The sequence below is a fragment of the Nostoc sp. DSM 114161 genome (assembly GCF_052692665.1).
In genome coordinates this window covers 1079462-1098563 of the sequence record NZ_CP195141.1, presented here as the reverse complement: position 1 = coordinate 1098563, position 19102 = coordinate 1079462, and the positions used below count along the sequence as shown (strand labels likewise).

Sequence of the window (19102 nt, the reverse complement as noted above, 5' to 3'; positions counted from 1 at the left end):
ATGCAGCTATATGTGCATAAATCGTGAATGCATTACTTAGCCATCTCCCGTAATCTGAGTATTAAAGAAACGGTTAGTGAATCGAAAAACAATAATAATCATCAATTTCTCAACCGTTGCTGATGAGATTATCGTTATTTTTTGAACTCAGATTGAGAGGTGGATTATGTTTTTTAAACTAGTTCGTCATACAGTTTTAGCAACAATTTTGGCATTACCAGTAGTACCATTAACGAACCAAAATGCTCTTGCAGATGAGCGCGATTTCTTAGTTTACAACAATAATGAATTAGAAATCACTCATTTGTATGTATCATCAATATACTCTAAATATTGGGGTAGTAATATTCTCAATTCAGATATTGTTAACGGTTCATATGACTTAGTTACATTTAGCAATAATAGCAATAATTGTACCTACGATGTTAAAGCCATTTATAGTAATGGCAGTTATGATGTCATGCGCCGCGCCGATCTTTGCAGTACCTATGGAATAACTTTTTATGGTCATGGAGGCGAGCATCAATAGACATCTCCATAAATTAATTATTCGTTGGCTAAAACCCTTGTAGAGACGTAGCATTACGTCTCTCTACATTCATTTTCACTAGATGTTTATCCAGGATTTGTAAATTGCATCTTGATGATTATATAAAGGTGCAACCGTTAATAAAACTATTATGGTATTTTCATAAAATTAGTTAATATTAAGACAAAAAATATCCTGTTGCTTTCTCAACATATTTGACTACTTTTTCATAGGATTCAGGATTACTCACAGGGTTGATGATGATGGGAATAGTGCCATCTGGTAACCAAAAAGTTATCCTACCATTTGATTCGTGACAAAAAGAACTAACGCAATCTAGGTTAATTACATATTCATTTTTTTCGTAAAGAATTTTCACCCAGTAGGCATGATTTAATTCCAATTCGGTAACGCACTCTATATAATTGAGAACCTTTTGATAATCTTCGAGATTATTTTGGGGGTTAATCACTATGGGAATGGCACTATCAGGCAACCAAAAAGTAACCCTGCCATTTCTTTCATAACAAAAAGCATGGACGCGCTCAAAATTTACTACATATTCTTTCCTCTCGTAAAGGATTTTCACCCAGTACGTCACAACATCTCCTCAAGTCCAAAATTTACGAATGATGCACCCTATATGCCAAATGTACCCAAGCCCTAAGTTAATGTTGCTATACGCCGATTCAAAATCAAAAAAATTAACTTTGAATTATGAATTATGAATTTTGAATTGTTATGACACCTCCAATGGTGTTGGTGTACCAGAACTTGACAGAGAAATCGCTGCTTGAATGAACCCTTTAAATAAGGGATGAGGAGCACTGGGGCGGGATTGAAATTCTGGATGAAATTGGCAAGCAAGAAAGAATGGATGCTTGGGTAATTCCACAATTTCAACTAAACGTCCATCAGGAGAAGTACCACTGATCGCATAGCCAGACTTTAGCAACAAATCGCGGTAAGCATTGTTGAATTCATAGCGATGTCGATGTCGTTCATAAATTACATCTTCTTGATAGAGTTTAAAAGCGAGAGTATCAGGGAGAACGCGACAAGGATATAGTCCCAAGCGCATTGTACCCCCTAAATCCACAACTTCCTGCTGTTCTGGCAATAAATTAATTACCGGGTCAGTTGTATAGGCGTCAAATTCAGCACTATTGGCGTCAGTTAATCCCCCTACGTTTCTCGCCCATTCAATCACAGAACATTGCATTCCCAGGCATAAACCCAAGAAGGGAATTTGGCGATTCCGAGCATATTTAATGGCAGCAATTTTGCCGTCCACTCCCCTGAGTCCAAAACCTCCTGGGACAACTATGCCGTCAACGCCTTCAAGGTGGGTTTCGGCTGGTTCAGTTTCCAAAATTTCTGAGTTCACCCAACGCAGGCGCAATTTGCCATAGGTGGAAATTGCAGCATGATTGAGCGCTTCGACAACAGATAAGTAAGCATCACTTAACTGCACATATTTACCGACAATGGCAATTTCAACTTCGTGTTTGGGACTATGTAAGCGTTTTACCAGTGTTTGCCACTGGGTTAAATCTGGCGTGCGCTGTTCCATTTGCAGCAAGTCCAGCACTTGTTCTGCTAGTCCTTCCCACTCTAGATTCAACGGTACTTCGTAAATACTTTTGGCATCTTGGGAAGTGATGACACATTCTTCTGGTACATCGCAAAATCCCGACAGTTTTTGCTTTAATTTTGCGGGTAGGGGGCGATCGCTCCGACAAACTAAAATATCTGGTTGAATGCCAATAGATCGCAGTTCCTTGACTGAATGCTGTGTTGGCTTAGTTTTCATCTCACCCGCAGAGGCAATCCACGGTACCAGCGTGACGTGCATGTATAATACATTCTGCCGTCCTACCTCTTTACGGAACTGGCGAATTGCTTCCAAAAATGGCAGCGATTCAATATCTCCCACCGTACCGCCAATCTCTGTAATCACTACAGATGGATTTGTACTTTTAGCAACTCGCAGAATTCGTTCTTTAATTTCATTAGTAATGTGGGGAATTACTTGTACTGTGCCGCCTTCGTAGTCTCCACGCCGTTCTTTATTGATGACTGCCTGGTAAATCGAGCCAGTAGTCACGCTGTTCAAACGTGACATCGAAGTATCGGTAAAGCGTTCGTAATGTCCCAAGTCTAAATCTGTCTCGGCACCATCTTGAGTTACGAACACTTCGCCATGCTGAAAGGGACTCATCGTCCCAGGATCTATATTGATATAAGGGTCGAGTTTGAGGATCGACACTGAATAATCCCGCGACTTGAGCAAACGCCCTAGACTTGCTGCTACAATGCCTTTGCCAATACTGGAGACTACGCCTCCAGTTACAAAGATAAACTTAGTCATAGTAGTTTGAATTTCTAACAACTTCTAAAAATACATCCCGTCATTGTGCCATAGTGATTGCGATCAAATCTTCCGCACTCTTGCTGTGAAAAACCTCTTAGGATTAGTAATATTAGGCTGTATTCTCACCTCCTCCGTAGCCTTGGCAGAGCCATCTCTTCTAATCGTTTTTCCTCAAACAAACTACCAAACAAGTGCCCAAAAAATCTTTTTTCTGGGCACAGCACCTCCTGATGGACAAGTTTCGATCGATGGTAAGCCAATAAGGCGCAGCAAAGCTGGTCATTTTTCTCCGAGTTTACCTTTGCAGTTGGGAGAGAATCTGTTTACTGTGCGTCACCGCGATCGAGAACTCCAGATTAAGGTGACAAGGCTTACCACTATGCCTGAACTTCCACAGGGGTTGGCCTTTGCAAAAGATTCCCTGACTCCAGCAGCTGACATTGCCAGACTACCAGGAGAACTTATTTGTTTTAGCGCGATCGCACCCCCTAACGCCAGTGTATCCGTCCACCTAGCTAATCAAACTGTTACCCTTTTGCCCCAACCCCAGCAAGCCCAACTACCAAATAATTTGGCAGCTTTGACGGGGCAAAATCAGCCTCATGGCCAGTCTAGCGTAGGCAGCTACAAAGGTTGCACCACAGTGGCAACTCCTAGCGATTTAGGACAACCCCAGTTTCAACTGACCCTCAACGGCAAGACAATAACTCAACCAGGAAATGGTAAAATTCAAATTCTTTCCAAAGCAGAGTTACCAGTTGCTGAGGTAACGGTAGACGCAGGTGTAGCACGCACTGGCCCAAGTACCGATTATTCTCGACTTACACCACTGCCCAAAGGCACACGAGCCACGGTTACAGGTAAGGAAGGTGAATGGTTGCGCCTAGACTATGGAGCTTGGATTAATAGCCAGGAAACCCGCACTTTACCCGGTGCAGTTCCGCCACAAACAATAATTCGCAGTGTCGGATACCGTCAACTCCCTGGTGCTACAGAGATGGTTTTCCCCTTACAAGTCCCCGTACCTGTGAGCGTACAACAGAGCGATCGCACTTTTACTCTCACTCTCTACAATACTACTGCCCAGACGGACATTATTCGCCTGGATGATGACCCCTTAATTTCTCGCCTAGATTGGCAGCAGGAGACACCAGAACGAGTAAAATACACCTTTAACCTCAAAAAAGCTCAACAGTGGGGATATAAGCTGAGATACGACGGTACAACCCTGGTTTTGGCTTTGCGTCATCCGCCTAATATTGGGAACACAAGACGAAAGCCTTTAGCTAATCTCAAGATTGTACTAGATCCAGGGCATGGAGGTAAAGAATCTGGTGCCAGTGGCCCAACTGGATATTTAGAAAAAGATGTCAATTTAGTAGTTTCTAAGTTGTTGCGGGATGAGTTGGTGAAGCGAGGAGCAACAGTGGTGATGACGCGGGAGGACGACAAGGAAGTTTCTTTAGTAGAACGTCAAGCAATTATTAATCAAGAAGAACCAGCGATCGCTATTTCCATACATCACAATTCTCTACCCGATGATGGCGATGCTGAAAAAACCAAGGGATTCGCCACTTTTTGGTATCAACCCCAAGCCCACAGCCTAGCAATATTTTTACAAGACTATGTAGTTAAAAAACTTGGCAGACCTTCCTATGGTGTGTTTTGGGATAACTTAGCACTGACACGTCCAGCCGCCGCGCCATCGGTGTTGTTGGAATTGGGTTTTATGAGCAATCCCGATGAATTTGAACAGGTGGTGAACACAGAAGAACAGAAAAAAATGGCAAAAGCGATCGCTCAAGGAATTACTGAATGGTTTAGGAGTGTTAGATAAATTTGGAAAACTAAAGTTTGAGCTTCATAGTATTTGGTGGAGTGGGATTAGCTAGTTTCTGCTCAACGTTGCGATCGGTCTTTGTTCAAGCTTTTTGACTTTTATGTGCGATCGTCAAAACCATTCCTACTGTAGCAATCAAGTAAAATGAAATTTTCAGTTGTTCCTGTAAGGTGTCCGATGACTATCTTTGACCGCCGCCGTCAACTTCAACAACAAATTGCTCAACTTCCAGAAGACCAATTGACTCAGGTTGAGCAATACATAGCATTTCTTGTTTTTCAGAAAACAGTTCCATCTCAATCAGAAGTGACCAAATCACCTTCTACTGGAGCTTCGATTCTGGCATCTTTAGAGCAAGCACACACTCCGCCCGATTCTCCTTTGGAGGATGAGACTCTAACAGAACCACCTGAAGATTTTGCCGCTAAGATCGCTGAAATAAAACAACGTGGCGATCGTTCTCGATCTATTATCCGACGAGGTTTTACAGGTCAAGACTTGCTCAAATTTGCTGGTACTTGGTATGGAGATGACCTAGAGGAATGCCTAGCATTTCTTGATGCAACTCGCTCAAAAGCGAAGTTTTAAGCTAATAATTTATGTATTTGTTAGATACCAATCACTGTAGTTATCTCATTAACAACAATCCTCAAGTTGTCGCAACAGCTCAAAGCTATGCTCAAGATCCTTTTGGGATTAGCATCATTAGCTATGGTGAGTTGCTCTACATGACAGAAAAATCAGAGCGTCGAGAAATGAATTTACAAATGGTTCAAGCATTCTTGGCAGAGATTGATATTTATCTGATCGACAAAGAAATAGCTGAGATATATAGTCAGCTGAAGAACCTTATTTTTCATCAATTTGCCCCAAAAGAAAAAAACAAACGCCGCAGTATCCGCATTCAGAATCTCGGTTTTGATGATAACGATCTATGGATCGCCGCGACAGCAATTTATCATAATATTACTCTCGTATCTGCTGATAGCGACTTCACTAGAATTCAGCAAGTTTATAGATTTTCAGTCGAATCCTGGATTTAATTGGCTGAAAAGGTTGATTAGTTATCAACTTTTTCAATTACTAAAAATTATCTTTGCTTTGGATTTCTCTCAAAGCAAAGATAATTTCTATTATCTAGCAAACGCGATCGGCAGCACGTAATTGCGCTTCAGCATAAATATACTGCCCCAAAGCATTGGCCTGTCGTGAAGGTACTGCTAAATGAGCATTAATCTTTGCTTCTTTGAGCAGACGTTGAATGTCGTCCCAGAAGAACTCACCACCCCCTCCAGTGATAATTACATCAGTGACACGTTCTGGCAACCAGGCTAGCACACGGCTACAGATTTCACGAGAAAACATCTCTGTAAGGTTGGGAAGATAATCGTCTAAGTTAGTGGGTTTGCATGCGCTTTTAGGACGGTAATAGCGTTCACCTCTAGGTTGATTAACAGCAGAAATCAACGTTAGAGATTGACTATCTCCTTCCTCTATTTCGGCGGAGATCAATTCATAGAGCTTGTTCATACCAAAGTCTTCACTCTTAGAAAGATATTTAATAAATCGGAAATTATCCACCATTAATAAATCGACAGTTTGATGTCCAATATCGACGACCGCCACCGATATTTTTGTAAAATCAGGGCTACCGGGGCTTTTCTTCGGTTGAGCTTCAAACCACAGCAAGCTGCCGTAGCCTTCTGGCATTACCCAAACCTTATTGACGTTCAGCGAAACAGATTCGCCTCGGAAGTTCAACACATGAGGACCACCTACTTGGCTAATCAACTGTGTTTTTTCCTTTTCAAAATGCTCTAAGGAAAGAAAGGGCAGACCTAGTACAACTGAGATATCATCTCTGAGTTTAAAGTAGCTAGCACTTGCTAACACTTTTACCAGTGCAGCTTCTACCTTAGATTGTCCGATTCCTAGATTCGCTCCAAAATCTGCTGCCAGTTGACCTACAGCATATCCATTGCCTTGATATTCCAGCCACAAATTCATTAAAGGATCAATAGCACGAACTTCAAAAGCACCACCACGTACCTGTTCTATTGACATTTGCTTAACGTTAGCAGGTACGAACACAACACTACCGCGTTCGCAACTGACACAAGTCTTTGTGGAAATTCTGCCTAAATCAACGCTGAGAACAGTTTTACTGCCAGCATCGTTGGGTTTTATAGTGTTGATTTTTTTAGTTGCTGCTATTGCTTTTAAAAGACTTGCATAGTAATCATTAGGAACAATAATTCGCTCCTTTTTTAATTGGTAGAGAACTTGGTTAGTTTGTTCCACTGCTGCTTGAAACCTGTTTAAAGCATCTGTTGTAGGTTCTCTATCAATTTCCCACATTAAAGAAATGAGATTTTGTTGCAGTCGTACTGCTAAACGCAGACAGTCTTTTTCTACTTCATCTAATGCGTGCTGACGAGTTAAATCATTAATCTGCCTTTTGCTATCATCAGCAAATTCATAATATTTCTTCTCTAAGTTTGCATATTTATTCGTTAATTCATTTGCAACTTCTCTGTGATGTTTAGCTGCTTGTCCGTCTTTTTCTCCAGCAGCATGAGCAGTAAAAGCACCTGCAACAGCACCAACCGCGGCGCCTAAAGCACCGAACACAAAAGGAATTATAAAAATCATATAATTTTTGACTAATTCTCTAGGAATTAGGAGGAAGGGAAAGAAGTTGAGAATCAGGGAGTAATTTACTATCTGCTGATGTTAATCCTAGAGATTGAGCAATAGCGACTGATTCACGTAACCGTTCCATAGCCCCTTCTATTCCCGGTGCAATTGGACGATTTGTAATTTCTTGATTAATTGCTTGTGCTTGAGCTAAAAACTCTAGATTTTTCTGGTGTTCATAAATTAGTTCATTTTCAATTGCTTGTAATCTTTCTAATTCTTGTTGAGTTAAAGATTCATAGTAGATTTTCACTGCCTGTTTGTGATCGTCGAGGATTTTGAAAAACTCGTAAACCATACCCGCAGTTCCAACAACAGCTAAAACAGGTGCGGCTGCGGTTAAAGCGATCGCAATTGGTGGACAAGCTGCTGCTAATGTTGTGGTTACAAACGCTGTCACACCACCAACTGTGCCGCCTTTTACGGTATCTTTCAATGTTTCTACAGCGGCTTCTTGTGCAGAAATTTCACCTCGAACTACGCGCAGTGCATTGGTTAGTAACGAAAATGGTGCTGTTGTCGCTACACCAATCGCTGCTCCCAGAGGCGCGGCTTTAAAACCTGCTTTAACTGCACCTGTTAGATTGTCAAAATGCCATTTAGCATCTAACCTTATTTGCTCTTGCGAAGTCATGGGTTTATCGCCACGGGCTAAATTATCTTTGGCGTTTTCCCACTTGATATTTTTGGGATCGTTTGAGCCGCCTTTGCTATGCGGTTTGATATGACTAGCGTGCTTATCTGATAAATATTTTTGGGTATTAACATCAATAGATTTGCCATCAATCCCTGCTCTTTGAGAAGGAGGAATTTTATCTAACATTTCTTGGGCTTGTACTCTGGTTCTAATCGGATCGCCAGATCGAATCCCACCTTTATATAATCTACGGGCTACACTTAAGGATAAATCCTGTAATTGGGCATGTTGAACATTAATGTTGGCAGCAGCGTTAATAGCGGAATTACGCTCTTGTTCGTCAGACATGGGTAAACCAATTTAGTGTGATTTATTACGTTTCTTGGCTTCATACCAAAGCATGGCATTAGCTTATTTTCTTATGGTTCCCATTTGAACGCAGATGCCATCGCCAAAGTCAGTAAAAATTGTAAGATGGAGCCATGCAGAAGATAGCAAAAACAGCAATCAAGATTTTGAAAGGTGCGATCGCTAATTTGCCTTCTACTGTAAAACTAGTTGAAATTTCTCGTCAGGTTTTGCCTATGATTACTAGGTTTTTCCGCTTGCGATAACTTGTAAATATTACTCTACTACATCTGGGTCGATACCCATTGCCCTTAGTCGTTCTGCTAATTTTGCAGCTTTTTGTTCTGCTTGCTGTGTCCTTTGTCTTTGCAACTCGGCTTCTTCTTGACCAAGCAGTAACAGATTTCCCTCTAAATCCCACCAGCGCAACCAAAATTGCTGAGGATTATTCAAGTAACTTCCTTGCCATAAACCTAGTTCAACTCCTAAAGGAGGAATTGGGTAGTGTCCTCGCTCATTAGGGTGCATTTTGTGGTAAGAAAAATCTACCAAGTGATAAACTTCGAGTTTGTCATTACTAATTTCATAAATGGCATAGTAGGGAATTCGGATTACTCGCTCATATACCCAGAATTTCCCCGGTTTTGCGCCTTCTCTACTCCCAGTTAGAGGTAAAGGTGTAGCGTCTCGTTCTTCATCACCATTACCACTAGCTAATTCTATGGCAATCAATGGAGGTATGTATTCTCGCCATAACACATAAGAGCGACGGTTTTTGCCATCTAACCTTGGTGGGACACCAGGGACATAAAACCAGTCCGGTGCTACTGCTCATTTTTCTGGCGGTTCAGTCTCTCGCCAGTAAATACCGCAATCTTGACCAATACAATATTGTCCATCTGGATGTAAGCGTTGCAAAAGCTGAGCAAATGAGTCTGTGAGAATGATAGTTTGGGGATGCTCTTGAAAATTTGTCACAAACGTACTATCAGACTCTGGTAGTTGAGTACGATCGGGAAACTGAGGCGGGATGGCAATATCAGCAAGTGTTTCACTCATGCTTGTCTGAATGACAAATTTATCTAATGCTTTACGCTTCCCATAAGGTATTAGAAGTTAGTATAACACCTTGCTATATCTTGATTTCAGTGCTTTTACCCTGCCAGAATCCTTTGGATTGCGGGTAGAAATATATGAAATCTTATATTTTTAAATTGTATGTCTTTTAAAATAGGCGGCATTGTGGGAGCGATCGCTATTTTATTGAACAGTGGCGCAGCGTTCACCAAAGGTGTTGGCGTAGCCATCGCTGAAGATGCACAAAGGTATGTTACTGTAGGTCACGATAAATTAGGAAATAGTATAGCCCTAGACACAAAAACTATTGAGGGCACAACATACAAACTTTACGGCATCTATGGAGATGGGATCTTCGAGACTACATTCGATGCATCATGTACAGAATCGCGGCTTTTTCGGAATCGCATAGCGATTTACGGCTCAGAGGGAGAGCTACTACAAGAGGATAAGGAAAAAGGAGAAATACCTTTTGTAGCTGATTCTTCACCAGGTAAAGGAATGAAATTTGTCTGCGAAAAGATTGGCGCTCGTGGTTGGTAGGCAAGTGAGGAGTTAGGAGTTAGGAGTGAGGAGTTAGGAGTTAAGAGTTATTTTTACCCTGCTCCTCATCTCCCAATCTCCCCATCTCCCCATATCCTATTAGCTACGGACAAAACAACGTATCACGCGTATCTCGTCCTGTTGTTGGATTAGTGCCTTTGGCAACTTTGCACAGTTTTTTTTGTTCGTCTGGACGCAGCAGCACATCGGTAAAATCTGCTCCGTCAATGATTGCGCCATCAAACTTGGTATTAGCAGCAAACGCCCCCTCCAAAATTGCATTTGTCAAATTTGTTTTGATGAAGCGAGCTGAGTCTAGAGTGGCACTTCTCAAGTCAGCTCCTTCCAAATTCGCAGACTCTAAATTTGCTGCAAAGAAACTGACACCACTTAAATTAGTATGGCTGAAGTTGCTCTGGCGAAGATTAGCTTTGGTAAAGCTGGAGTCTGTTAAATCACGCCCTGAAAAATCAGCCCCGACTAAAATTTCTTTATTGTATTCGAGTGCCAAAGCGGTGGGAGCAAAACCGACGGTTACTGTGAGGCCAATTATTCCCCAAAAAAATAAGCTGAGTATGCTTGTCCAAATCAAATAATATCTTTTACGCTTCAACTGCAACTCATTATGGGATGAGTCGAGCTGAAAAACTCTTATGCGATCGCTTAACCTAGAATTCATCGAATTCATGATGTTTTTAGTCAATGACTAACCTTCCTCCATCTCATTATCTAAAATCTGGTCATTTTGGAGAAGACTTAGTAGCCCAATGGTTGCAATCTACAGGTTGGGTAATTCTGCATCGTCGCTTTTCTTGCCGCTGGGGAGAGATTGATATTATCGCCGAATATTCTGGAGGAGGTGGGGAGCAGGGGGGCGGAGGGGCGGAGGGGCAGAGGAGACAAGGGGACAAGGGGACAAGGGGACAAGGAGACAAACAGAATAAAGCTTCAGTCCTAACTCCTAATTGCTCACTTCCCAGTCCCCAGTCCCCAGTCCCTAGTCCCGACTCAATATTGGCATTTGTTGAAGTTAAAACCCGCAGTTCGCGCAGTTGGGACGCAGGGGGAAGAAGCGCAATTACCGCACAAAAGCAAGCTAAAATTTCGCGTACAGCGGGAATGTTTTTAGCTCAGTACCCTGAAAAAGCAGATTATCCCTGCCGATTTGATGTTGCCATTGTCTACTATCGGGAAATATCAAAAAAGATGACTGGAGTTAAAGCTACTCAAGAAGCTCTCGCTACTTCATCAGCAGCCGGATATGAGTATAAGCTGCAAGAATACATCCCCGCAGCTTTCGACTGTTTAATTGATAATGACAATGGTTAATCGGTAACGGATAAAATATTTTGATTACCAATGACCAATAATTTTGTACTATAGCGATCGCCAAATCGGATCACGCCAAAGTTTCTGGGCAGTAGCCTAAGCCCCGGACAAACTGTTGCCGGAAAGCCTCGATTTCGTCTCTCTCTGGGCTACCATGAGAGACTATTGCTACCTGATAACGACGCATCACATCCACAGGGCACTGTCCCGCTTCCAAACTCCAAAGTGCCATCTGTACTCGCATTGGTGGCTCGTAGCTAATTCCTAATTCATTTAGAAAAGCCCGAAAGTCACCATCTTCTTGAGGCGAGACTTGACCTCTGAGTTTGATCCTAACGACCCAGCCATCAATTTGATGAATTACGGTGACGAACGAAACAGGTGTTTGGGGTCTGGCGTGGAGGTATTGAACGACCCTCAGAGTTAGACTGGCATTAGCCAAATAATACAAGTATTCCATGTTTGTTGGTGCTTGGGATCAAAGCCAATCCTACATATCTATATTCGTAAATCTATGCTTGTTCCCGGTAGGGTAAAAGCCCCCGTTTTTAGATGGGGAGGTTTACCCAAATTTTATGTTGATTTTTGCGTGTTACCTAATAAAATCTATCTTCTGGTGTAGAAATAAAATTGAGCAGCAATGTCATGGAGCTGCTTATAAGCGTAAGCTCAAACTCACTTTTTTAAACCAGTACAAATACTAGTAAATGAAGCAAAACATATCACGAATTAATCTAAATAATACTTTTAGTTCACAAACACATGATTTGGAATTAGATTGTTCAGTAGCTGGATATGACTATGAACTCCCTCCAGAACTGATTGCTCAAAACCCAGCATTTCCTAGAGATAGCTCGCAGTTATTGGTGGTTAATTCTCCCACTACGGGCATCGAAACAGCACCTCTAAACCACATTTTCCGCGATTTACCTGCACTGTTGCGGTCTGGTGATTTATTAGTGATGAATAATACAAAAGTTATTCCAGCCCGACTTTATGGTAATAAATCCACTGGTGCCCAAATTGAAGTTTTGCTGTTGGAAGAGAGGCAACATAACTGTTGGTTAGCTTTAGTCAAACCAGGAAAACGCTTTAAACCAGGAGCGAAGATTTCTTTTGAAGTGAGGCGAGATGGGGGAGAAAATTCTTCTTTGTCTTCCTTGTCTCCCTCATCCCCTCACTTCCTCACGGCTACGGTTTTAGAAACGGACGCTGCAACTGGGGGGCGTTTGTTGCAATTTGATGTGCCAGAAGGAAAATCTTTAGTGCAACTGTTAGAGCTTTTTGGTGAAGTACCGTTACCGCCCTACATTACTGCTTCCGAAGCTGCTGATGAACAGTATCAAACAGTTTATGCCCAAAAACCAGGAGCGATCGCAGCGCCTACGGCAGGATTACACTTTACCCCAGAATTATTACAAAAGTTGTGCGATCGCCAAATTAATCAAGCTTTTGTGACGCTACATGTCGGCGTGGGCACATTTCGTCCCGTGGAAGTGGAGGACGTAACTACCCACCAGATGCATGAAGAATGGATTGAGGTTCCCGCCAACACAGTAGAGCAAATCCGTGCCACTAAAGCAGCTGGCGGTAGAATTATTGCTGTGGGGACAACGGTAGTACGGGCTTTAGAAGGGGCGGCTCAATCTGGGCATTTAGAACCATTTTGTGGTAAGACAAATTTGTTTATTTATCCAGGTTATCAATGGCGGGTAGTTGATGGTTTAATTACGAATTTTCATCTGCCACGTTCGAGTTTGTTGATGTTGGTTAGTGCGCTCATTGGCAGAGAAAGGTTGTTGAATATATATAATGATGCGATCGCCTCACGGTATCGTTTCTATTCCTTCGGTGATGCAATGCTAATTTTACCAGAAGCGGTAACAGCACTCAGTCAAGGATAAGAGTAATACCGTTGGCTTCAATTATCATCTGCAAGCTGCGGTTATAGCAGTTCCCAAGCAAATGAGGTACAGAAATTTGTAGGGGCGCAAAGCTTTGCACCTCTACCTCGTACTTCACGCTTATCGAGAAATGCTATATTCTTAATTTTTGATTTGTAATTTTTGATGCTGTGGTGGGTACTCTGACTTATGAATATACAAGTATTAAGTACAGGTATGCCACTCGTGTCTAAAAAATCTCAATCTCATCAGTGGTTACGTCAATTTTTGAAGGTGGCATTATTTTACAGAAGTTCTGGTCGGCAAAAACCCTTGTTCAGACTTCTATTTGCTTCCTCTGTATTTTTAGTCTTAGCTGCACCCACAATTATCGATCGCCCAGGAAGCAAGCTGCTAGCACAAAAGCCAATTTCTCAAGATTTAGAAGCAGCAAGCTTTTTCCAACAGGGAGTTATGCGCTATAACCGCAACGATTTACAGGGTGCAGAATACACCTTTCGCCAAGCATTGCAGAAAGATCCTAACTTGAGTGCAGCACGGAACTATCTAGGTAATATATTTTTGCAGCAAAATCGCTTGGATGAGGCTGTGCAAGAATATGCAGAGGCGATTAAAGTCAATCCTAATTTTAGTGAAGCTTATTACAACTTGGGATTAGTGTTGCATCGACAAGGAGAAAAGCAAGCAGCGATTACTGCTTATCGCCAAAGCTTGGTAATTAATCCGACAAACGCCACAACCTTGTATAACTTGGGTTTGGTATTGTACGAACAAGGACAATTACAAGAAGCGATCGCTGCATATCAGCAAGCAATTAATCTTGATAACAGCAACGCCAACGCTTATTTTAACTTAGCCCTGGCCTTGCAACAACAAGGAAATATAGAGATGGCGATCGCTACCTATCGCCAAGCCTTACAGCTAGATCCAAAAAATGCCACAGCCTACAACAATATGGCAAGTTTGCTGGCAATTCACGGTCAACCTGCTGAGGCGATTTCTGTTTATCGGCAAGCCATTCGCCAAAATCCAAAAAATGCCTCAGTTTACTATAACTTAGGAGTAACTTTATATAATCAGGGCGACATCAAAAAAGCCAATGGAGCCTTAAAACGTGCCCATAATGAATATCGTCAGCAAGGCAATATTGAACAAGCCGAGAAAATTGAACAACTAATGCAGCAAATTGCCCAGAAGAAAGAACAACAGCAACCTCAAGCCAATCAAACTGCTACTCCCTCCCAAACTCCGACGCAAAACCCGCTAGAAACTCCTACCGAAACGCCCGCTAGCCCCAGTGATGTACCTGTTTCAGCTGAACCATCCAGTTCAACCAGTTCTGGACAGTGAACAAGAAGCCAGAGTGACAAGGGGACAAGGGAGACAAGGGGACAAGGGGACAAGGGGACAAGGAAGACAAGGGGACAAGGGGACAAGGAAGACAAGGGGACAAGGGAGACAAGGAAGTGTGGGGACTGTGGGGAGAGAGGGGGGAAATATTTCTTCTCTATCCTCCCACACCTCCCACCCCTCCCACACTTCCTGTTTGCCCCTTGCCCAATGCCCCATGCCCAACTTCATTAAATCGGCAAACGATTAATATCTTTGTTACAACCAATAACTACCATTGCTGAACCACGTTCTAAACGCTTGGTGGGGTCAGGATTAATTTGAAATTTCCCATCCTGGCTCACCGCTAGCAAATTCAAGCCGTAGCGGTTGCGAAGTTGAAGTTCAGTAATCGTTCTGCCGTGAAATTCATCAGGCACAATTAACTCTACAATGCTGTTATCTGGGTCGAGGTCAAACCGATCTAAGATTGATGGTTTAGTAAGTGTACGCGCTAGGGCACAACCCGCTTCGTATTCCGGAAAAACAACATGATCTGCTCCTACTCGCCGTAACAGTTTACAGTGAACTTCACTAGAAGCTTTAGCAACTACATGGGGTACACCAGCCTCTTTGACATTGAGAGTGGTTATAATACTTTCCTGAACGTAATTACCGATCGCTACAATTACGGTATCAAATTCAAAAATTCCAGCTTCTTTGAGTGCAGCCGGTTCGGTAGAGTCTAGTTGCAAAGCATGACCAACTATTTCTTCAGTCAATGCTTGGGAAACTCGTTTTTCATCAATATCTGTTGCTAGGACTTGATAACCGAAATTATGCAATGTCGAACAAACAGATCTACCAAAACGACCTAACCCAATTACCGCAAATTGGTGGTTATCTTTACGTAAACTGCGAAAAAAACCTAACGATGACAGATTCACAGTTGTTATCCTTATTATGGCTCCCTGTATTTAGGGCAAAAAACGGTTATACCGCTTGAATTAAAAATTTTATTTTTGCCTTAGGATGTATATTTTATCAGTTTAGTCATTGGTCATTTGTCATTTGTCATTTGTTATTTTTCCGCGTCCCCACGTCCCCTACCTATCCTACGAGTAAGTTTTCTTCAGGATAATGAATTCTAGTAGGCCGAGGGTCTCCTAGTACAGCAGACATGAGTAGTAAAACACCTACTCGTCCAACGTACATAGTGATAATTAAGACTAGTTTGGCTGCTGTGGAAACAGTTGCTGTGATACCTGTGGAAAGTCCGACAGTAGCGAAGGCTGATACTACTTCAAACAAAATTTGAATAAAATCCAATTCCGGATCTGTGAGACTAATTAAAATAGTCGCTAAAATCACAGTCGCTACTGAACCCACTAATACACCAACAGCTTTCAAAATTAAAGATATTGCTATTTTACGTTCATATAATAAAACTTCTTCTTTACCCTGAAGGATTGCTTTGGTGCAACTTGTCAAGACTCTCAGGGTTGTTGTTTTGATGCCTCCTCCCGTACCACCTGGACTTGCACCAATAAACATGAGAGCAATTGTAATAAATAAACCAGCAGTGGTCATTTTACTAATATCAATAGTATTGAAGCCAGCAGTTCTGGGCGTGACTGATTGAAACCAAGCTACTAAGAATTGGTCAGATAAATTTAATGAACCAAATGTTGCAGGATTTCTAATTTCTATACAGAAAAACGCGATTGTTCCTAGAATTAACAATATAATTGTTGTGCTGGTGGCAACTTTAAAGTCTAGAGAAAGTACTTGAGTAATGGTTTTTTTGTGAATGCGATCGCGCAACCAAATATACATTTCTAAAATTACCTGATAGCCAATTCCCCCGAAAATAATCATAAATGTGATAGTGAAAACTACTAACACAGATGACTGATAACCAATTAAGTTATCTTTAAATAGACTAAAGCCAGCATTATTCCAAGCATTGACACTATGAAAAATCGCTAACCACAGTCCTTGATTCCAACCATGTTCGGGAACAAAAGCAGGCAAAAGTAAAAATACACCAGTAATTTCAAAAATCAATGTTGTAGCAATAATTGAGCGGATAACTTGGGCGCTACCACTCATTCCCGGTCGGTCTAAAGCTTGTTGAATAGCTACCTTTTGCCGCAGGTCAAACTTGCGTCCAATCAGCAGAATCAGAAAGGTAGTGCTTGTCATGTATCCCAAACCACCAATCTGAACCAACAGTGTCATAAACAACTGACCCCAAAAAGAAAAATAAGTACCAGGATCGACAACTGATAACCCAGTAACACAAACTGCTGATGTTGAGGTGAACAGTGCCACAATCGGGTCGTTCCAAGTACCATTGCTAGTCGATAAAGGCATCATCAATAGGATAGTTCCTATAGTTATAACAGCCAAAAATCCCAGACAAACTGTGCGAGAAACAGTCATAATCGATGCGTAATTTGTAATTTTTGAAAGTTAGATTTAATCTGGTTTTGACATGCTTGAATTTGCAGCCTATTTTGGTATAAATTGGAGCAAAAACAGCTTGCCAAGATAAAATTGCAAAATTTCTCCCAGAGGATACATTATGGTTTAGCTTCTCTGGAAGTAAAAATACCCTTATTTAATTAAAAACATACATGGTAGCCTACGAATATGTTTTTTTTAAACTATGCTTTGTCTTGAGATTGTTTTTTCATGAGTGCAACACTTTACCAGCGAATTCAACAATTCTACGATGCTTCCTCTGGTCTTTGGGAACAGATTTGGGGAGAACATATGCACCACGGCTACTATGGGGCTGATGGTGGCGAGAAAAAAGACCGTCGTCAAGCGCAAATTGACTTAATTGAAGAATTACTCGCTTGGGCGGGGGTAGAGGCGGCTGAAAATATTTTGGATGTAGGTTGTGGCATTGGTGGCAGTTCTTTATACTTGGCTCAAAAGTTTCACGCTCAAGCTACAGGGATTACATTGAGTCCCGTGCAAGCCGCCAGAGCAACAGAACGTGCCTTAGAGGCGAATTTGGGTGAAAGAACAAAATTTCAGGTGGCGAATGCCCAAGCAATGCCTTTTGATGATAATTCTTTTGACTTGGTTTGGTCGTTGGAAAGTGGCGAACACATGCCAGATAAAACCAAGTTTATGCAGGAGTGCTATCGGGTGTTGAAGCCTGGTGGTACGTTTATTATGGTGACTTGGTGTCATCGAGCAACTGATGAGTCACCACTAACGGCAGATGAGGAAAAGCACTTACAGGATATTTATCGGGTGTATTGTCTGCCTTATGTAATTTCTTTGCCAGAGTATGAAGCGATCGCCCGTGAATTACCATTAAACAATATCCGCACTGCTGACTGGTCGCAGGCTGTTGCCCCATTTTGGAATGTGGTAATTGATTCGGCATTTACTCCCCAAGCGCTTTGGGGTTTACTCAATGCTGGTTGGACTACTATCCAAGGGGCGCTGTCACTGGGGTTAATGCGTCGCGGTTATCAGCGCGGGTTAATTCGGTTCGGCTTGCTGTGTGGGCGTAAATAAATATTGGTGCAGAAAATCGCCCACCTCATTGGCGCATAACCCTATATGAACTCTCTTCCCTGCTTTCCTAAGAATGTCCAATCCTTGACCGTTATTGCGAGGATCTGGATCGATTATAGATACATATATCTCATGTATTCGAGGATCGTTAGCGATCGCTAAAGCACATGAAGGTGTGCGCCCATGAAAAGAACAAGGTTCAAGAGTGACATACATTTTTAGGTAATCAAAAGCTTGAAGTTCAATATAGCGAAGTGCGTCAGCCTCAGCATGATATTTGCCTGGGGCATGGGTATATCCTTGAGCTACTATATTTTGAGTATCTACAATTACACAACCCACTGGTGGGTTCGGTAAACATTCAGGCAAAGCTTTTCTGCTTTGTTTCAAAGCAGCCAACATAAATATCTCATGCATTTTTTACCGGAAATAATTTAGATAGATTACACTAGACCAAAAATTAGTTATTGATTATTTAATAGACTTTCTCTATTAAAACTGAGTAACTGTTAGTTTAATTCCAGAATCGAGTTTAGGAACCTTGAAATACTCAACTGGCTCATAATTTTGATTTCTTCGGGCGTTTGTTAGCTGCGGACATTCCTTGAAGAATGACTCTGGGTTATTGAGGATTTCCAGCGGGTTTATTTTTGCACATTCTTGGTCTTGGACTCCTGAAATAGATTGGGAAGTTGGTCTGAGATTAAGAGTCTGTCCGCTAAAATTTCTCCATTTAGTATTAATGGTGGCGGGTTGAGTCAATAAAGCTTGAGCCTCATTGCGTTGGCGCAGCCCGCCGTAGGCATCGCCTGTTGCATTTGGGACATTCTCTTCGTTACCATAGGCACTCTGGGGGATAGCAAGTGCGCTCAACACAAGCATTAAGGGAATAGAAAAGGATTTCATCATTAAATTTGTCAAGGTTGTCAGTTTAATAATTACAATTGCTTAGATA

The 19102-nt window shown here is 41.9% G+C and carries 20 protein-coding genes and 1 pseudogene; 10 read left to right on the top strand and 11 right to left on the bottom strand.

Annotation, left to right across the window (positions count from 1 at the left end; all coding sequences use genetic code 11):
• The first annotated feature begins 166 nt into the window (after window positions 1-166).
• Window positions 167-529 (top strand): hypothetical protein, encoded by a 363-nt coding sequence (locus tag NSTC745_RS04815; protein ID WP_445636129.1) that lies wholly within the window; start codon window positions 167-169, stop codon window positions 527-529.
• 178 nt (window positions 530-707) lie between these two features.
• On the opposite strand, the gene NSTC745_RS04810 is transcribed toward NSTC745_RS04815, so the two are convergent.
• The gene (locus NSTC745_RS04810) at window positions 708-1130 is read right to left on the bottom strand and encodes a hypothetical protein (RefSeq protein ID WP_445636128.1); all 423 of its coding nucleotides are present in this window, start codon (window positions 1128-1130) and stop codon (window positions 708-710) included.
• Between the two features lie 138 nt (window positions 1131-1268).
• Complete coding sequence (locus NSTC745_RS04805) at window positions 1269-2900, bottom strand: CTP synthase (protein WP_445636127.1); 1632 nt, start codon at window positions 2898-2900, stop codon at window positions 1269-1271.
• 85 nt (window positions 2901-2985) lie between these two features.
• Here NSTC745_RS04805 and NSTC745_RS04800 point away from each other — a divergent pair, with 85 nt between their 5' ends.
• From NSTC745_RS04800 to NSTC745_RS04790, 3 genes are all read left to right on the top strand, one after another.
• Window positions 2986-4740 carry an N-acetylmuramoyl-L-alanine amidase gene (locus tag NSTC745_RS04800; RefSeq protein ID WP_445636126.1) on the top strand — a complete coding sequence of 585 codons (1755 nt, stop codon included), beginning with the start codon at window positions 2986-2988 and terminating at the stop codon, window positions 4738-4740.
• A 147-nt stretch (window positions 4741-4887) separates the two neighbouring features.
• Complete coding sequence (locus NSTC745_RS04795; protein ID WP_445636125.1) at window positions 4888-5331, top strand: hypothetical protein; 444 nt, start codon at window positions 4888-4890, stop codon at window positions 5329-5331.
• An 11-nt stretch (window positions 5332-5342) separates the two neighbouring features.
• Window positions 5343-5786, top strand: a complete 444-nt coding sequence (locus tag NSTC745_RS04790; protein WP_445636124.1) for a type II toxin-antitoxin system VapC family toxin — start codon at window positions 5343-5345, stop codon at window positions 5784-5786.
• 94 nt (window positions 5787-5880) lie between these two features.
• Here NSTC745_RS04790 and NSTC745_RS04785 read toward each other — a convergent pair whose 3' ends face one another.
• Both NSTC745_RS04785 and NSTC745_RS04780 read right to left on the bottom strand, forming a co-directional pair.
• Window positions 5881-6957, bottom strand: coding sequence for a ParM/StbA family protein (locus NSTC745_RS04785; RefSeq protein WP_445638529.1), 1077 nt, complete (start codon window positions 6955-6957; stop codon window positions 5881-5883).
• Window positions 6958-7414: 457 nt separating this feature from the next.
• A complete protein-coding gene (locus NSTC745_RS04780; RefSeq protein ID WP_445636123.1) occupies window positions 7415-8425 on the bottom strand; it encodes a hypothetical protein in 1011 nt (336 codons plus the stop codon).
• Window positions 8426-8559: 134 nt separating this feature from the next.
• Between NSTC745_RS04780 and NSTC745_RS04775 the strand changes: the two genes are divergently transcribed.
• On the top strand, window positions 8560-8691 hold the full coding sequence (locus NSTC745_RS04775; RefSeq protein WP_445636122.1) for a hypothetical protein: 132 nt from the start codon (window positions 8560-8562) through the stop codon (window positions 8689-8691).
• A 10-nt stretch (window positions 8692-8701) separates the two neighbouring features.
• On the opposite strand, the pseudogene NSTC745_RS04770 reads toward NSTC745_RS04775, so the two are convergent.
• Window positions 8702-9484 (bottom strand): annotated as a pseudogene (locus NSTC745_RS04770) (Uma2 family endonuclease).
• A 159-nt stretch (window positions 9485-9643) separates the two neighbouring features.
• On the opposite strand from NSTC745_RS04770, the gene NSTC745_RS04765 reads away from it, so the two are divergent.
• Window positions 9644-10045, top strand: a complete 402-nt coding sequence (locus NSTC745_RS04765) for a hypothetical protein (RefSeq protein ID WP_096536021.1) — start codon at window positions 9644-9646, stop codon at window positions 10043-10045.
• 103 nt (window positions 10046-10148) lie between these two features.
• On the opposite strand, the gene NSTC745_RS04760 is transcribed toward NSTC745_RS04765, so the two are convergent.
• The gene (locus tag NSTC745_RS04760; protein WP_445638528.1) at window positions 10149-10724 is read right to left on the bottom strand and encodes a pentapeptide repeat-containing protein; all 576 of its coding nucleotides are present in this window, start codon (window positions 10722-10724) and stop codon (window positions 10149-10151) included.
• Between the two features lie 23 nt (window positions 10725-10747).
• Between NSTC745_RS04760 and NSTC745_RS04755 the strand changes: the two genes are divergently transcribed.
• Window positions 10748-11374 (top strand): YraN family protein, encoded by a 627-nt coding sequence (locus NSTC745_RS04755; protein WP_445636121.1) that lies wholly within the window; start codon window positions 10748-10750, stop codon window positions 11372-11374.
• A 70-nt stretch (window positions 11375-11444) separates the two neighbouring features.
• On the opposite strand, the gene NSTC745_RS04750 is transcribed toward NSTC745_RS04755, so the two are convergent.
• Window positions 11445-11834, bottom strand: coding sequence for a hypothetical protein (locus NSTC745_RS04750; protein WP_096536027.1), 390 nt, complete (start codon window positions 11832-11834; stop codon window positions 11445-11447).
• 247 nt (window positions 11835-12081) lie between these two features.
• Here NSTC745_RS04750 and queA point away from each other — a divergent pair, with 247 nt between their 5' ends.
• Both queA and NSTC745_RS04740 read left to right on the top strand, forming a co-directional pair.
• Entirely contained in the window at window positions 12082-13278 is a 1197-nt protein-coding gene (queA, locus tag NSTC745_RS04745) for a tRNA preQ1(34) S-adenosylmethionine ribosyltransferase-isomerase QueA (RefSeq protein ID WP_445636120.1), read from the top strand.
• Between the two features lie 189 nt (window positions 13279-13467).
• Entirely contained in the window at window positions 13468-14628 is a 1161-nt protein-coding gene (locus NSTC745_RS04740) for a tetratricopeptide repeat protein (protein ID WP_445636119.1), read from the top strand.
• 230 nt (window positions 14629-14858) lie between these two features.
• On the opposite strand, the gene NSTC745_RS04735 is transcribed toward NSTC745_RS04740, so the two are convergent.
• Together NSTC745_RS04735 and NSTC745_RS04730 are read right to left on the bottom strand one after the other, a co-directional pair.
• Entirely contained in the window at window positions 14859-15554 is a 696-nt protein-coding gene (locus NSTC745_RS04735; protein ID WP_096536031.1) for a potassium channel family protein, read from the bottom strand.
• Window positions 15555-15717: 163 nt separating this feature from the next.
• Window positions 15718-17052, bottom strand: a complete 1335-nt coding sequence (locus NSTC745_RS04730; protein ID WP_445636118.1) for a TrkH family potassium uptake protein — start codon at window positions 17050-17052, stop codon at window positions 15718-15720.
• 252 nt (window positions 17053-17304) lie between these two features.
• Between NSTC745_RS04730 and NSTC745_RS04725 the strand changes: the two genes are divergently transcribed.
• Window positions 17305-18147 (top strand): methyltransferase domain-containing protein, encoded by an 843-nt coding sequence (locus tag NSTC745_RS04725; RefSeq protein WP_445636117.1) that lies wholly within the window; start codon window positions 17305-17307, stop codon window positions 18145-18147.
• Here the strand turns inward: NSTC745_RS04725 and NSTC745_RS04720 are convergent.
• Both NSTC745_RS04720 and NSTC745_RS04715 read right to left on the bottom strand, forming a co-directional pair.
• Window positions 18112-18549, bottom strand: a complete 438-nt coding sequence (locus NSTC745_RS04720; protein ID WP_445636116.1) for a bifunctional diaminohydroxyphosphoribosylaminopyrimidine deaminase/5-amino-6-(5-phosphoribosylamino)uracil reductase RibD — start codon at window positions 18547-18549, stop codon at window positions 18112-18114. The genes NSTC745_RS04725 and NSTC745_RS04720 overlap by 36 nt on opposite strands.
• A 90-nt stretch (window positions 18550-18639) precedes the next feature.
• Entirely contained in the window at window positions 18640-19056 is a 417-nt protein-coding gene (locus tag NSTC745_RS04715; protein ID WP_445636115.1) for a hypothetical protein, read from the bottom strand.
• Window positions 19057-19102 lie beyond the last annotated feature (46 nt).